Here is a 15,692-nt window from a genome sequence, read left to right on the forward strand (position 1 = left end):
TGGTAATGCCGGGTGACAACGTGGAAATCTCCGTTGAACTGATCGCACCGATCGCCATGGAAGAAGGTCTGCGCTTCGCTATCCGCGAAGGCGGCCGTACCGTCGGCGCCGGCGTGGTTGCCAAGATTCTGAAGTAAGGTTTATAGGCCAGTAGCTCAATTGGTAGAGTATCGGTCTCCAAAACCGAGGGTTGGGGGTTCGAGACCCTCCTGGCCTGCCAATTAAGACCAGCCGGCGCTCTGCGCCGGTTGGTCTTTTGTCGCATATGCGAGAGAAGATTCGACATGGAAATGCAAGATAAGATCAAGTTGTACGTAGCTGGTCTTGTAGTTGTTGCCGGCATCGTCGGCTTTTACCTGATTCCGGAAGGGCAGGGGCTGCTGCGCGCGCTGGCGTTCATTGTATCTATTTTGCTGGCTGCTGGCGTAGTATGGACGTCTGCTCCTGGCAAGGGGCTGGTGGTCTATGCCAACGAGTCGATTGTCGAGGCTCGTAAGGTGGTATGGCCGACGCGCAAGGAGGCGACCCAGGTGACGCTGATGGTGTTTGTATTCGTCGCGGTGCTGGCGCTCTTCATGTGGCTGGTGGATTCCAGCCTGTCCTGGCTGTTTTACGATGTGATTCTCGGTCGAGGTAGATAATGGCAAAGCGCTGGTATGTGGTACACGCTTATTCGGGTTTTGAGAAGAGCGTGCAAAAGGCGCTGCGTGAACGTATCGAGCGTTCCGACATCGCAGACCAATTTGGTCAGATTTTGGTGCCGGTGGAAGAGGTTGTGGACGTCAAGAACGGCCGCAAGTCCATCACCGAGCGCAAGTTCTTCCCTGGTTATGTGCTGGTGGAAATGGAAATGACCGACGATACCTGGCACTTGGTCAAGAGTACGCCCAAGGTGACCGGTTTTGTCGGCGGCACGGCCAACCGCCCGGCGCCGATTTCCAAGAAGGAAGTCGAAGCCATCATGCAGCAGATGCAAGAGGGCGTGGAAAAGCCGAAGCCGAAAGTCTTGTTCGAAGTCGGTGAGCGCGTGCGCGTCATTGATGGTCCGTTCAATGACTTCAACGGTTCGGTGGATGAAGTCAATTACGAGCGCAACAAGTTGCGCGTGTCGGTGCAGATCTTCGGCCGCGACACGCCGGTTGAGTTGGAATTCGGCCAGGTCGAAAAGCTGTAATATTTCTCTTGGCAAGATTTTTGAAAGCGTGTAAGATGTTGCGCTTTCGTCCGGGGAGCGAAGTCCTCTTCGCGCTATACCCATTTTAGGAGCTTTAATCGTGGCAAAGAAAATTGTCGGCTATATCAAGCTGCAAGTGCCCGCTGGCAAGGCCAACCCGTCGCCTCCGATCGGTCCGGCACTGGGTCAGCGCGGTCTGAACATCATGGAATTCTGCAAGGCGTTCAATGCTCAAACTCAGGGCATGGAGCCGGGCATGCCGATTCCGGTTGTGATCACCGCTTACGCAGACAAGTCCTTCACCTTCACCATGAAGACGCCGCCGGCGACCTTCCTGCTGAAGAAGGCTGCTGGCATCAAGTCCGGCTCCGCCAAGGCGCATGTGGACAAGGTTGGTAAAGTGACCCGCGCTCAGCTGGAAGAAATCGCCAAGACCAAGCAAGCGGATCTGACCGCTGCTGATCTGGACGCCGCTGTTCGCACCATCGCCGGCTCCGCCCGTTCGATGGGTCTGGAAGTGGAGGGCGTATAACATGGCTAAGATCTCCAAGCGCATGCAAGCGCTGAAGGCTACCGTTGATCGCAACAAGCTGTACGCTGTTGACGAAGCTATCGCCCTGGTTAAGGCTGCTGCCACCGCCAAGTTCGACGAGTCGATCGACATCTCCGTGAACCTGGGCGTGGATCCGCGTAAATCCGACCAAGTGGTTCGTGGTTCCGTGGTTCTGCCGCGCGGCACTGGCAAGTCCGTACGCGTTGCCGTATTTGCTCAAGGCGCCAACGCCGAAGCCGCCAAGGCTGCCGGCGCTGAAGTGGTCGGTTTTGAAGACCTGGCCGAGCAAGTGAAGGCTGGCAACCTGGACTTCGACGTGGTGATCGCTTCCCCGGACGCGATGCGCGTTGTGGGTCAGCTGGGCCAGATTCTGGGCCCGCGTGGCCTGATGCCGAACCCGAAGGTTGGCACGGTTACCCCGAACGTCGCCGAAGCTGTGAAGAACGCCAAGGCCGGTCAGGTGCAGTACCGTACCGACAAGGCTGGTATCATTCACGCCACCATCGGTCGCGCTTCCTTCGAAGCTGAAGCTCTGCGTGAAAACTTCTCCGCTCTGGTTGATGCCCTGGTGAAAGCCAAGCCGGCAGCTTCCAAGGGCGTGTATCTGAAAAAGATCGCCGTTTCCAGCACCATGGGCATCGGCGCTCGCGTAGATACCGCTACCGTCAGCGCCTAATCGCGTTGCCGGAGCATGATCGGGCGGCGAAAGCCGCCTGGTTAAAGGCTTTGGGCTGGCAGGCTTGCCTGCCAGATTGTCAAAGACCGTAGGTGCCGCAAGGCTTAATAGCAGATTGGCCGGTACGGAAATCCGCATCCTACGCAGATGGTGTACCCGAAACAGGCTTCTTAAGTTCAAGGCTCATGTAGCTCAGGGGTAGAGCACTCCCTTGGTAAGGGAGAGGTCGGCGGTTCAATTCCGCCCATGAGCACCAGTTCTTTTTGATGTCTCCTGATACAGGTCGCCGCTGCAAAGCGAGGCGAAAATCCTTTCGTCTCATTTCAGTCTAGGAGGTAGACCTTGAGTCTCAATATCGAAGATAAAAAGGCGGTAGTCGCTGAAGTATCTGCCCAACTGGCAGAAGCTCAGACCCTCGTTATCGCTGAATATCGGGGCATCGAGGTTAGCAGCATGACCAAACTCCGCGCTCAGGCGCGCGAGAACGGCGTATACCTGCGCGTTCTGAAGAACACGCTGGTGCGTCGCGCTGTGGAAGGCACTCCGTTTGCTGGCCTGGCTGACCAAATGGTCGGTCCGCTGGTTTACGCCGTTTCTGCCGACCCGGTTGCTGCTGCCAAGGTGCTGCATCAATTTGCCAAGGCTGACGACAAGATCATCGTCAAGGCCGGTTCCTACGATGGCAAGGTACTGAATGCTGCTCAGGTTGCTGAGCTGGCGTCCATCCCGAGCCGCGAAGAACTGCTGTCCAAGCTTCTCTACGTTATGCAGGCTCCGGTCGCTGGCTTCGCCCGCGCGCTGGCTGCATTGGCCGAGAAGCAAGCCGAAGCCGCTTAACTTATTTGATTCTTATAGAATTCAGGAGATTTTCACATGGCAATCACCAAAGAAGACATCCTCGAGGCCGTTGCTGGTCTGACCGTGATGGAACTGAACGACCTGGTTAAGGCGTTCGAAGAGAAGTTCGGCGTTTCCGCCGCTGCCGTAGCCGTTGCCGGCCCGGCCGCTGGTGGCGCTGCTGCTGCTGAAGAGAAGACCGAGTTTGACGTTATCCTGTCCGCCGCTGGCGACAACAAGGTTGGCGTGATCAAGGTTGTCCGTGCAATCACCGGTCTGGGCCTGAAAGAAGCCAAGGACCTGGTTGACGGCGCTCCGAAGTCCGTGAAGGAAGGCGTTGCCAAGGCTGAAGCCGAAGACATCGTTAAGCAACTGACCGAAGCCGGTGCCAAGGCTGAAATCAAATAATCTTCTTTGAAAAAAGAAGGTGAGGCTGGCGGAGAAATCCGCCAGCCTTATTGCGCTTGTAGTTGGCGGAAACGAAGAAGGTAAAAGCCAGCAATATACTTGGCGTGGCTGCTGACTTTTGGTTTCTTGCGCCACCCACCTCGATGGAGACTCTATGAGTTATTCGTTTACTGAGAAGAAACGTATTCGTAAGAGCTTTGCGAAACGTGCCAGTGTTCTCGACGTCCCCTTCCTGTTGGCGACCCAGATTGATTCCTACACCGAATTTCTCCAGCTGGGTGTGTCGCTGGATGAGCGCAAGGATGTGGGTCTTCAGGCTGCGTTCAAGTCGATCTTTCCGATCGTCAGCCACAACGGCTATGCGCGTCTCGACTTTGCCCACTATATTCTGGGCGAGCCGCCGTTTGACGTACAGGAATGCCAACTGCGCGGCATCACGTTCGCCGCGCCTCTGCGCGCGCGCATCCGCCTGACGATTTTCGACAAGGAATCGTCCAAGCCGGTCGTGAAGGAAGTGCGTGAGAACGAGGTGTACATGGGCGAGATTCCGCTCATGACCGCCAATGGCTCCTTCATCATCAACGGCACCGAGCGCGTGATCGTCTCCCAGCTGCACCGCTCCCCGGGCGTGTTCTTCGAGCACGACCGCGGCAAGACGCACTCGTCCGGCAAGCTGCTGTTCTCGGCTCGCGTGATCCCTTACCGCGGCTCCTGGCTGGACTTCGAGTTTGACCCGAAGGATCTGCTGTACTTCCGTATCGACCGTCGCCGCAAGATGCCGGTGACCATCCTGCTGAAGGCGCTGGGCTACACCAACGAAGAGATCCTGTCCGAGTTCTACAGCTTCGACACCTTCTACCTGACCAAGACCGGCGTATTCATGCGCGTGGTGCCGGAACGTCTGAAGGGCGAAGTGGCCAAGTTCGACATCGTGGCCGCCGATGGCAAGCTGATCGTCGCCAAGGATAAGCGCATCACCGCCAAGCACATCCGCGACATCCAGACCGCCGAGCTGGACCGCATCGAAGTGCCGGCCGACGCGTTGTTGGGCAAGGTGCTGGCCGTCAACGTGGTGAACCAAAACACCGGCGAAGTGATCGCCCGCGCCAACGAAGAAGTGACCGAGGAAGTGCTGGCCAAGCTGGCGCTGGCCGAAGTGGATCAGGTCGAGGTGCTGTTCACCAACGATCTGGACCAGGGCGCGTACATCTCGCAAACCCTGCGCACCGACGACATCCAGGACCAGACCCAGGCTCGCGTCGCGATCTACCGCATGATGCGTCCGGGCGAACCGCCGACAGAAGACGCGGTGGAAGCGCTGTTCCAGCGCCTGTTCTTCAGCGACGAAACCTACGATCTGTCGCGCGTGGGCCGCATGAAGTTCAGCTCGCGCACCTACCAGTACAAGTTCGACGACAAGACGCCGGAGTGGTTCAAGACCCTGATCGGTGAGAAGTTCGCTTCGCGCCGCGATGTGACCGAAGGCACGCTGTCGACGGAAGACATCGTGTCCGTGATCGCCATCCTGACCGAACTGCGCAATGGCCGCGGCGAAGTGGACGACATCGATCACCTGGGCAACCGCCGCGTGCGTTCCGTGGGCGAACTGGCCGAGAACCAGTTCCGCGCCGGTCTGGTGCGCGTCGAGCGCGCGGTGAAGGAACGCCTGAATCAGGCCGAGTCCGACAACCTGATGCCGCACGACCTGATCAACGCCAAGCCGGTGTCCGCCGCGATCAAGGAATTCTTTGGTTCCTCGCAGCTGTCCCAGTTCATGGACCAGACCAACCCGCTGTCGGAAATCACCCACAAGCGCCGCGTATCGGCCCTGGGTCCGGGCGGTCTGACCCGCGAACGCGCAGGCTTCGAAGTACGCGACGTGCACCCGACCCACTACGGCCGCGTGTGCCCGATCGAAACGCCGGAAGGCCCGAACATCGGTCTGATCAACTCGCTGTCGGTCTACGCCCGCACCAACGAATTTGGTTTCCTGGAAACCCCGTACCGCAAGGTCGTGGATGGCAAGGTCACCAACGAGATCGATTACCTGTCCGCGATCGAGGAAGGCCGCTACGTCATCGCTCAGGCCAACGCCGAGCTGGATGGCGAAGGCCGCCTGGTCGACGAGCTGGTAACCTGCCGCGAGAAGGGCGAAACCATTCTGGCGACGCCGGATCGCGTGCAGTACATGGACGTGGCCACCGGCCAGGTGGTGTCCGTTGCCGCCTCGCTGATTCCGTTCCTGGAGCATGACGACGCGAACCGTGCCTTGATGGGCGCCAACATGCAACGTCAGGCCGTACCGTGCCTGCGTCCGGAAAAAGCGTATGTCGGCACCGGCATCGAGCGTTCCGTGGCGGTTGACTCCGGCACCACCGTAGTCGCCCGTCGCGGCGGCGTGGTGGACTACGTCGACGCTGGCCGCGTGGTGGTCCGCGTCAATGATGAAGAAGCGACCGCTGGCGAAGTGGGCGTGGACATCTACAACCTGACCAAGTTCACCCGTTCCAACCAGAACACCAACATCAACCAGCGTCCGATCGTGAAGGTGGGTGACCACATCGCGCGCGGCGACGTGGTGGCCGACGGCGCCTCCACCGACCTGGGCGAGCTGGCGCTGGGTCAGAACATGACCATCGCCTTCATGCCGTGGAACGGCTACAACTACGAAGACTCGATCCTGATCTCGGAAAAGCTGGTTGCAGAAGACCGCTACACCTCGATCCACATCGAAGAACTGTCCGTGGTTGCCCGCGACACCAAGCTGGGACCGGAAGAAATCACCCGCGACATCCCGAACCTGTCCGAACGCATGGCAGGCCGTCTGGATGAGTCCGGCATCGTATATATCGGCGCCGAAGTTGAGGCGGGCGACGTGCTGGTGGGCAAGGTCACGCCTAAGGGCGAAACCCAGCTGACGCCGGAAGAAAAGCTGCTGCGCGCGATCTTCGGCGAGAAGGCTTCCGACGTGAAGGACACGAGCTTGCGCGTGCCGACCGGCACCGTGGGCACCGTGATCGACGTGCAGGTGTTCACCCGCGAAGGCATCGAGCGCGACAAGCGCGCCCAGTCCATCATCGACGCGGAACTGAAGCGCTATCGTCTGGACCTGAACGACCAGCTGCGGATTTTCGACAACGACGCCTTCAGCCGTATCGAGCGTCTGATCGTCGGCAAGGTCGCCAACGGCGGTCCGAAGCGTCTGGCCAAGGGCACCGTGATCGACCAGGAGTACCTGGCCGGTCTGCCGACCAAGCATGATTGGTTCGACATCCGCATGAGCGATGAAGACATCGCCAAGCAGCTGGAACTGATCAAGGAAAGCCTGGCGCAGAAGCGCGAAGAATTCGACCTCAAGTTCGAAGACAAGAAGCGCAAGCTGACCCAGGGCGACGAGCTGCCGCCGGGCGTGCAGAAGATGGTCAAGGTTTACCTGGCCGTGAAGCGCCGCCTGCAGGCCGGCGACAAGATGGCCGGCCGCCACGGTAACAAGGGTGTGGTATCGCGCATTCTGCCGGTGGAAGACATGCCGTACATGGGCGACGGCCGTCCGGTCGACATCGTGCTGAACCCGCTGGGCGTACCGTCGCGTATGAACATCGGTCAGATTCTGGAAGTGCACCTGGGTTGGGCCGCCAAGGGTATCGGCGAGCGCATCGACCGCATGCTGAAGCAGCAGCAGTCGGCTACCGAAATCCGCGGCTACCTGGAGCGCATCTACAACGAAACCGGCAAGCCGGAGCAGATCGCCAGCCTGAGCGACGACGAAGTGCTGCAACTGGCGCAGAACCTGCGCAAGGGCATGACCTTCGCCACGCCGGTATTCGATGGCGCCAAGGAAGCCGAGATCAAGCACATGCTGGATCTGGCTTACCCGGATGGCGACGAGCTGACCGAAAAGATGGAGTTCAACGAGTCCAAGACCCAGATGACCCTGTTCGACGGCCGCTCCGGCGAAGCCTTCGACCGCAAGGTCACCGTAGGCGTGATGCACTACCTGAAGCTGCACCACTTGGTCGACGACAAGATGCACGCCCGTTCCACCGGCCCGTACTCGCTGGTGACCCAGCAGCCGCTGGGCGGTAAGGCCCAGTTCGGCGGCCAGCGTTTCGGTGAGATGGAAGTGTGGGCGCTGGAAGCCTATGGCGCCGCCTACACCCTGCAGGAAATGCTGACGGTGAAGTCTGACGATGTGACCGGCCGTACCAAGGTCTACGAAAACATCGTCAAGGGCGAGCACAAGATCGATGCCGGCATGCCGGAATCCTTCAACGTGCTGGTGAAGGAAATCCGTTCGCTCGGCCTGGATATCGACCTGGAACGTTATTGATTGGGTCCATGGGCGCGGCAAGATTGACGCCGCGCCTGTCCCCTGACTGGAGACGCAATGAAAGCTCTGCTCGACCTCTTTAAGCAAGTCACGCAAGAAGAAGAGTTTGATGCGATTAAGATCGGCATCGCCTCGCCTGACAAGATCCGTTCCTGGTCTTATGGCGAAGTCAAAAAGCCGGAAACCATCAACTATCGTACCTTCAAGCCGGAACGCGACGGCCTGTTCTGCGCCCGCATCTTCGGACCGGTGAAGGACTACGAATGCTTGTGCGGCAAGTACAAGCGCCTGAAGCATCGCGGCGTCATCTGCGAGAAGTGCGGCGTGGAAGTCACGCTGTCCAAAGTGCGCCGCGAGCGCATGGGCCACATCGAGCTGGCCAGCCCGACCGCGCACATCTGGTTCCTGAAGTCGCTGCCGTCGCGTCTGGGCATGGTGCTGGACATGACGCTGCGCGACATCGAGCGCGTGCTGTACTTCGAAGCGTTCGTCGTGACCGATCCGGGCATGACTCCGCTGCAGTACCGCCAGCTGTTGACCGAAGAGGACTTCCTGGACAAGGAAGACCAGTACGGTGAAGAGTTCGTCGCCATGATGGGCGCCGAGGCGGTGAAGGAACTGCTGAAGAAGCTGGACCTGGACAGCGAGATCGAGAACCTGCGCCGCGAGCTGGAAGCCACCAACTCCGACACCAAGATCAAGAAGATCGCCAAGCGCCTGAAAGTGCTGGAGGCCTTCCAACGTTCCGGCATGAAGCCGGAATGGATGATCCTGGAAGTGCTGCCGGTGCTGCCGCCGGAGCTGCGTCCGCTGGTGCCGCTGGACGGCGGTCGTTTCGCGACCTCCGACCTGAACGACCTGTACCGCCGCGTCATCAACCGTAACAACCGTCTGAAGCGTCTGCTGGAACTGCGCGCGCCGGACATCATCGTGCGCAACGAAAAGCGCATGCTGCAGGAATCGGTTGACTCGCTGCTGGACAACGGTCGTCGCGGCAAGGCCATGACCGGCGCCAACAAGCGTCCGCTGAAGTCGCTGGCCGACATGATCAAGGGTAAGGGCGGTCGTTTCCGTCAGAACCTGCTGGGTAAGCGCGTGGACTACTCCGGTCGTTCCGTGATTACCGTAGGCCCGACCCTGCGTCTGCATCAGTGCGGCCTGCCGAAGAAGATGGCGCTGGAACTGTTCAAGCCGTTCATCTTCCACAAGCTGGAAGTGATGGGCCTGGCGTCCACCATCAAGGCGGCCAAGAAGCTGGTCGAGCAGGAAGTGCCGGAAGTCTGGGACATCCTGGAAGACGTGATCCGCGAGCATCCGGTGCTGCTGAACCGCGCGCCGACGCTGCACCGTCTGGGCATCCAGGCGTTCGAGCCGGTGCTGATCGAAGGCAAGGCCATCCAGCTGCACCCGCTGGTTTGCGCGGCGTTCAACGCCGACTTCGACGGCGACCAAATGGCCGTCCACGTCCCGCTGTCGCTGGAAGCGCAGATGGAAGCCCGCACCCTGATGCTGGCCACCAACAACGTGCTGTCCCCGGCCAACGGCGAGCCTATCATCGTGCCGTCGCAGGATATCGTGTTGGGTCTGTACTACATGACCCGCGACAAGGTGAATGGCAAGGGCGAAGGCATGGTGTTTGCGGACACCAAGGAAGTGCATCGCGCCTATGAAACCCGTCAGGTCGAGCTGGCTACCCGCATCACCGTCCGTCTGAAGGAATGGGAAAAGGACGAGCAGGGCGAATTCCAACCGGTGATCAAGCGTTACGACACCACCGTGGGCCGCGCCATCCTGTCCGACATCCTGCCTAAGGGTCTGCCGTTCGAGCACATCAACAAGGCGCTGAAGAAGAAAGAAATCTCGAAACTGATCAACGTTTCGTTCCGTCGTTGCGGCATCCGCGACACAGTGATCTTCGCCGACCAGCTGATGTACACCGGTTTCGCCTACTCCACCCGCGGCGGCATCTCTATCTGCGTGGACGACATGCAGATCCCGGCCAAGAAAGTTGACCTGCTGGGCGAGGCCAACAAGGAAGTCAAGGAGATCGAGGAACAGTACCGTCAAGGTCTGGTGACCCAGGGCGAACGCTACAACAAGGTAGTGGACATCTGGGGCCGCACCGGCGACAAGATCGCCAAGGCGATGATGGACGAGCTGTCCAAGCAGAAGGTGCTGGACCGCGACGGCAAGGAAGTCGACCAGGAATCCTTCAACTCCATTTACATGATGGCCGACTCGGGCGCGCGGGGTTCCGCTGCCCAGATCAAGCAGCTGGCCGGCATGCGGGGTCTGATGGCCAAGCCGGACGGCTCGATTATCGAAACGCCGATTACCGCGAACTTCCGCGAAGGCCTGACCGTATTGCAGTACTTTATCTCCACCCACGGTGCGCGTAAGGGTCTGGCGGATACGGCCTTGAAGACCGCGAACTCCGGTTACCTGACGCGTCGTCTGGTCGACGTGACCCAGGATCTGGTGGTGATCGAGGACGATTGCGGCACCACCAACGGCTTCACCATGAAGGCCGTGCTGCAGGGCGGCGACGTGATCGAAGCGCTGCGCGACCGTATCCTCGGCCGCGTGACCGCGGTTGACGTGGTGGATCCGTCCACCGGCGAAACCGTGATCGAAGCCGCTACGCTGCTGGACGAGCAGATGGTCGATCTGATCGACAGCCTCGGCATCGACGAAGTCAAGGTCCGCACCGCCATCACTTGCGACACGCGCTACGGCCTGTGCGCCAAGTGCTACGGTCGCGATCTGGCGCGCGGCAAGCAGGTCAACGCCGGCGAAGCCGTGGGCGTGATCGCTGCGCAGTCGATTGGTGAGCCGGGTACCCAGCTGACCATGCGTACCTTCCACATCGGTGGCGCCGCGTCTCGAAACGCAGCCGCCAGCCAGGTGGAAGGCAAGTCCAACGGTACCGTGCGCTTCTCCAGCCAGATGCGTTACGTGGCGAATACCAAGGGCGAGCTGATCGTCATCACCCGCTCCGGCGAAGTGGTGATCCACGACGATATGGGCCGTGAGCGCGAGCGTCACAAGGTGCCGTACGGCGCGACCCTGATGGTGACCGACGGTCTGCAGATCAAGGCAGGCACCGTGCTGGCCACCTGGGATCCGCACACCCGTCCGATCATCACCGAGTACGCTGGCCGCGTGAAGTTCGAGAACGTCGAAGAAGGCGTGACCGTAGCCAAGCAGACCGACGAAGTGACCGGCCTGTCCACGCTGGTGGTCATCGACCCGAAACGCCGCGCCGGCGCCCAGTCGAAGATGCTGCGTCCGTTGGTGAAGCTGCTCGACGACAGCGGCAACGAAGTGAAGCTGGCCGGTTCCGATGCGTCGGTATCGATCACCTTCCAGGTCGGCGCCATCATCACCGTGCGCGACGGTCAGGATGTGGGCAAGGGCGAAGTGCTGGCCCGTATCCCGCAGGAATCGTCCAAGACCCGCGACATTACCGGTGGTCTGCCGCGCGTGGCCGAGCTGTTCGAAGCCCGTTCGCCGAAGGATGCCGGCATGCTGGCCGAAGTGACCGGTACCGTATCGTTCGGTAAGGACACCAAGGGCAAGCAGCGCCTGATCATCACCGATCTGGAAGGCAGCGGCTACGAAAACCTGATCCCGAAGGACAAGCACGTGCTGGTCCACGACGGCCAGGTAGTGAACCGCGGCGAATCCATCGTAGACGGTCCGGTCGATCCGCATGACATCCTGCGTCTGCAGGGTATCGAGGCGCTGGCCCGCTACATCGTTCAGGAAGTGCAGGAGGTGTATCGTCTGCAGGGCGTGAAGATCAACGACAAGCACATCGAGGTGATCATTCGCCAGATGCTGCGTCGCGTGGTCATCTCCGACAGCGGCGACACCGAATTCATCCAGGGCGAGCAGGTGGAGCGCGCCGACGTGCTGGAAATGAACGACAAGATGATGGCGGAAGGCAAGGAACCGGCGCAGTACGAAAACGTGCTGCTGGGTATCACCAAGGCTTCGCTGTCCACCGACTCGTTCATCTCCGCGGCTTCCTTCCAGGAAACCACGCGCGTGCTGACCGAAGCGGCCATCATGGGTAAGAAGGACGACCTGCGCGGTCTGAAGGAAAACGTGATCGTCGGCCGTCTGATCCCGGCCGGTACTGGTCTCGCCTACCACCGCACCCGTCGCCGTCAACACCTGGGCCTGGACGCTGGCGATTCGCAGCTGTTCGATCCGGCTCCGGCCGCGCTGGAAAGCGACGACTAAGCTGGGCCTCGCGGCCAAGTGTTGAAAAAACGCTGCTCCATCAACGGTTAACGTTGCTGGGGCGGCGTTTTTTATTTGACGGTAAGCCGTTGACTAAAATATAATCCTCCGTCCTTTCTGGAGGCGTGTTGCTTCCGGGAAGCTTCAACTAGGAACTGATAGTAATGCCAACCATTAACCAACTCGTTCGCAAGGGCCGCGTCGCCATCACGGCGAAGAGCAAGGTGCCTGCGCTGGAAGCCTGCCCGCAGAAGCGTGGCGTGTGCACCCGTGTTTACACCACCACTCCGAAGAAGCCGAACTCGGCTCTGCGTAAAGTGTGCAAGGTTCGTCTGACCAACGGTTTCGAAGTCATTTCGTACATCGGCGGTGAAGGCCACAACCTGCAGGAACACTCCGTGGTGCTGATCCGCGGCGGTCGTGTCAAGGACTTGCCGGGTGTGCGTTACCACACCGTGCGCGGTTCCCTGGATACCGCTGGCGTGAAAGACCGTAAGCAAGCTCGCTCCAAGTACGGCGCCAAGCGTCCTAAGTAATTGGGACGTACTCAAGGCGGCCTGATCAACACTCAGGGTCGTCTAGTAAGTGACTGCTCCGTTGGGTAGTCATGAGCAAGTAGAGCTCAACTGAATAATTAAGGAAGTAACATGCCACGTCGCAGAGAAGTCCCCAAGCGTGAAATTCTGCCGGATCCGAAGTTCGGTTCCCAGGATCTCTCCAAATTCATGAACGTCGTGATGATCGACGGCAAGAAGTCTGTTGCAGAACGCATCATCTACGGCGCGCTGGAACAGATCGAAAAGAAAACCGGCAAGAACGCTATCGAAGTGTTCAACACCGCACTGTCCAACGCCAAGCCGGTGGTGGAAGTGAAGAGCCGCCGCGTAGGTGGTGCAAACTATCAAGTTCCTGTTGAAGTCCGTCCGTCCCGTCGTATGGCCCTGGCCATGCGCTGGCTGCGTGACGCTGCGCGCAAGCGCGGCGAAAAGTCCATGGACCTGCGCCTGGCTGGTGAGCTGATCGACGCGGCTGAAGGCCGTGGCGGCGCGATGAAGAAGCGTGACGAAGTGCACCGCATGGCAGAAGCCAACAAGGCCTTCTCGCACTTCCGTTTCTAAGCTAGTTCACTTTTTAAGGTGTAAACCGTGGCACGGAAAACCCCCATCGAGCGCTACCGTAATATCGGTATCTCCGCTCACATCGACGCCGGTAAGACGACTACTACCGAGCGTATTCTGTTTTACACCGGTGTGAACCACAAGATCGGCGAGGTTCACGACGGCGCCGCTACCATGGACTGGATGGAGCAAGAGCAGGAGCGTGGCATCACCATCACCTCCGCCGCCACCACCACGTTCTGGAAGGGCATGGGGATGCAATTCCCCGAGCACCGTTTCAACATCATCGACACCCCGGGACACGTGGACTTCACCATTGAGGTGGAGCGTTCCATGCGCGTTCTGGACGGCGCCGTGATGGTGTACTGCGCTGTGGGCGGCGTGCAGCCGCAGTCTGAAACCGTATGGCGTCAGGCTAACAAGTACAAGGTTCCGCGTATTGCCTTCGTGAACAAGATGGACCGTCAAGGCGCCAACTTCTTCCGTGCCGTAGAACAGGTGAAAACCCGTCTGCGCGGCAATCCGGTGCCTATCGTTGTGCCGATCGGCGCTGAAGACGGTTTCAGCGGCGTGGTTGACCTGCTGAAGATGAAAGCCATCATTTGGGACGAAGCCTCTCAAGGCATGAAGTTCGAATATGGCGAAATCCCGGCCGACCTGGTTGCCGTTGCCGAAGAATGGCGCGAGAAGATGGTCGAAGCCGCTGCCGAAGTCAGCGACGAGATGATGGACAAGTACCTGGGCGGCGAAGCGCTGACCGAGGAAGAAATCATCGCCGGTCTGCGCGAGCGTACCCTGAAGTGCGAAATCCAGCCGATGCTGTGTGGTTCCGCGTTCAAGAACAAGGGTGTTCAGCGCATGCTGGACGCCGTGATTGAACTGCTGCCGTCGCCGGTTGAAGTTCCGGCGATCAAGGGCGAAACCGACGGCGTGGAAGCCGAGCGTCACGCTTCCGACGAAGAGCCGTTCTCGGCTCTGGCGTTCAAGCTGATGAACGACCCGTACGTGGGCCAGCTGACCTTCTTCCGCGTCTACTCCGGCGTGGTGAAGTCCGGCGACACCGTGCTGAACTCGGTCAAGGGCAAGAAAGAGCGTATCGGCCGTATCGTGCAGATGCACGCCAACGACCGTAAGGAAATCGACGAAGTGCGCGCCGGCGACATCGCCGCCGCCATCGGCCTGAAGGAAGTCACCACTGGTGAAACCCTGTGCGCCGTTGACGCCGAAATCATCCTGGAGCGCATGGAGTTCCCGGATCCGGTGATTCACGTCGCCGTTGAGCCGAAGACCAAGGCTGACCAGGAAAAGATGGGCGTTGCCCTGAACCGCCTGGCCAAGGAAGACCCGTCGTTCCGCGTGCGTACCGACGAAGAATCCGGCCAAACCATCATTTCCGGTATGGGCGAACTGCACCTGGAAATTCTGGTTGACCGCATGAAGCGCGAATTTGGCGTGGAAGCCAACGTCGGCGCTCCGCAAGTGGCCTACCGCGAAACCATCACCAAGACGGTTACCGATGTTGAAGGTAAGCACGTTAAGCAGTCTGGTGGTAAGGGTCAGTACGGTCATGCAGTGATCACGTTGGAACCGTCCGGCGAAGGCCAGGGCTACAAGTTCTTCGACGAGATCAAGGGTGGCGTGATTCCGCGTGAATTCATTCCGTCCGTCGACAAGGGTATCCAGAACACTCTGGGTAGCGGTATCCTTGCCGGCTTCCCGGTGGTGGACGTGACTGTGCGTCTGACCTTCGGTTCCTACCACGACGTCGACTCCTCGCAGATCGCGTTCGAACTGGCAGGCTCGCTGGCATTCAAGGAAGCCATGCGCCGCGCTGGTCCGTGCATCCTCGAGCCGATGATGGCCGTGGAAGTGGAAACTCCGGAAGAGTACATGGGTGACGTGATGGGTGACCTGAACCGTCGCCGCGGCATGGTTCAAGGCATGGACGATGACGGTTTGGGTGGCAAGAAGATCAAGGCCGAAGTACCGCTGGCCGAGATGTTCGGTTACTCCACCGACCTGCGTTCCGCGACCCAAGGCCGTGCTACTTACTCCATGGAGTTCAAGCACTACTCCGAGGCTCCGAAGCACGTTGCTGAAGCCGTAATGGCCGCCAAGAAGTAATGCGCGCTGAGGCTGGCCGGCATCTCGATTTGTCCGGCCAGTCCCGATCTAATGTTCTTTAATTAAGGATTTTTGCAAAATGGCAAAAGAAAAGTTTGAGCGGACCAAACCGCACGTAAACGTCGGCACCATCGGTCACGTTGACCATGGTAAAACCACTCTGACCGCCGCTATCACCACCATTCTGTCCAAGAAGTTCGGTGGCGAAGCTAAGGATTACTCCC

Annotated in this window: 12 protein-coding genes, 2 tRNA genes and 1 pseudogene; all 15 read left to right on the forward strand. The window is 59.6% G+C overall.

Annotated elements, in window-relative coordinates; translation table 11 throughout:
- A pseudogene (gene tuf, locus JHD59_RS19830) lies at positions 1-137 on the forward strand (elongation factor Tu); the annotation flags it as partial.
- A gap of 7 nt (positions 138-144) precedes the next feature.
- Positions 145-220, forward strand: a tRNA-Trp gene (locus JHD59_RS19835).
- 64 nt (positions 221-284) lie between these two features.
- Positions 285-641 carry a preprotein translocase subunit SecE gene (gene secE, locus JHD59_RS19840; protein ID WP_052247056.1) on the forward strand — a complete coding sequence of 119 codons (357 nt, stop codon included), beginning with the start codon at positions 285-287 and terminating at the stop codon, positions 639-641.
- Positions 641-1,174, forward strand: coding sequence for a transcription termination/antitermination protein NusG (nusG, locus tag JHD59_RS19845; RefSeq protein WP_021479133.1), 534 nt, complete (start codon positions 641-643; stop codon positions 1,172-1,174). Before secE ends, nusG begins: the two co-directional genes overlap by 1 nt.
- A 100-nt stretch (positions 1,175-1,274) precedes the next feature.
- Positions 1,275-1,706 (forward strand): 50S ribosomal protein L11, encoded by a 432-nt coding sequence (gene rplK / locus JHD59_RS19850; RefSeq protein ID WP_011137744.1) that lies wholly within the window; start codon positions 1,275-1,277, stop codon positions 1,704-1,706.
- Between the two features lies 1 nt (position 1,707).
- Positions 1,708-2,403: a 50S ribosomal protein L1 gene (rplA, locus tag JHD59_RS19855; protein WP_043629979.1), complete on the forward strand. Its 696-nt coding sequence runs from the start codon at positions 1,708-1,710 to the stop codon at positions 2,401-2,403.
- A gap of 181 nt (positions 2,404-2,584) precedes the next feature.
- A tRNA-Thr gene (locus tag JHD59_RS19860) sits at positions 2,585-2,659 on the forward strand.
- An 86-nt stretch (positions 2,660-2,745) separates the two neighbouring features.
- A complete protein-coding gene (rplJ, locus tag JHD59_RS19865) occupies positions 2,746-3,240 on the forward strand; it encodes a 50S ribosomal protein L10 (RefSeq protein WP_043629983.1) in 495 nt (164 codons plus the stop codon).
- Positions 3,241-3,276: 36 nt separating this feature from the next.
- The gene (gene rplL, locus JHD59_RS19870; protein WP_043629984.1) at positions 3,277-3,648 is read left to right on the forward strand and encodes a 50S ribosomal protein L7/L12; all 372 of its coding nucleotides are present in this window, start codon (positions 3,277-3,279) and stop codon (positions 3,646-3,648) included.
- Between the two features lie 154 nt (positions 3,649-3,802).
- Positions 3,803-7,978: a DNA-directed RNA polymerase subunit beta gene (gene rpoB / locus JHD59_RS19875; protein WP_199155515.1), complete on the forward strand. Its 4,176-nt coding sequence runs from the start codon at positions 3,803-3,805 to the stop codon at positions 7,976-7,978.
- A 57-nt stretch (positions 7,979-8,035) separates the two neighbouring features.
- Complete coding sequence (gene rpoC / locus JHD59_RS19880; protein WP_103317543.1) at positions 8,036-12,226, forward strand: DNA-directed RNA polymerase subunit beta'; 4,191 nt, start codon at positions 8,036-8,038, stop codon at positions 12,224-12,226.
- A 164-nt stretch (positions 12,227-12,390) separates the two neighbouring features.
- Complete coding sequence (rpsL, locus tag JHD59_RS19885) at positions 12,391-12,762, forward strand: 30S ribosomal protein S12 (RefSeq protein WP_011137738.1); 372 nt, start codon at positions 12,391-12,393, stop codon at positions 12,760-12,762.
- 111 nt (positions 12,763-12,873) lie between these two features.
- Positions 12,874-13,344, forward strand: coding sequence for a 30S ribosomal protein S7 (rpsG, locus tag JHD59_RS19890; RefSeq protein ID WP_011137737.1), 471 nt, complete (start codon positions 12,874-12,876; stop codon positions 13,342-13,344).
- A gap of 27 nt (positions 13,345-13,371) precedes the next feature.
- On the forward strand, positions 13,372-15,468 hold the full coding sequence (gene fusA / locus JHD59_RS19895; RefSeq protein WP_103317545.1) for an elongation factor G: 2,097 nt from the start codon (positions 13,372-13,374) through the stop codon (positions 15,466-15,468).
- Positions 15,469-15,547: 79 nt separating this feature from the next.
- Positions 15,548-15,692: GTP-binding protein (locus tag JHD59_RS19900; protein WP_229804545.1), on the forward strand; the 145-nt coding region annotated here is incomplete at its 3' end.

The organism is Chromobacterium sp. ASV23 (assembly GCF_016428945.1).
Taxonomy (GTDB): Bacteria; Pseudomonadota; Gammaproteobacteria; order Burkholderiales; family Chromobacteriaceae; genus Chromobacterium; species Chromobacterium sinusclupearum.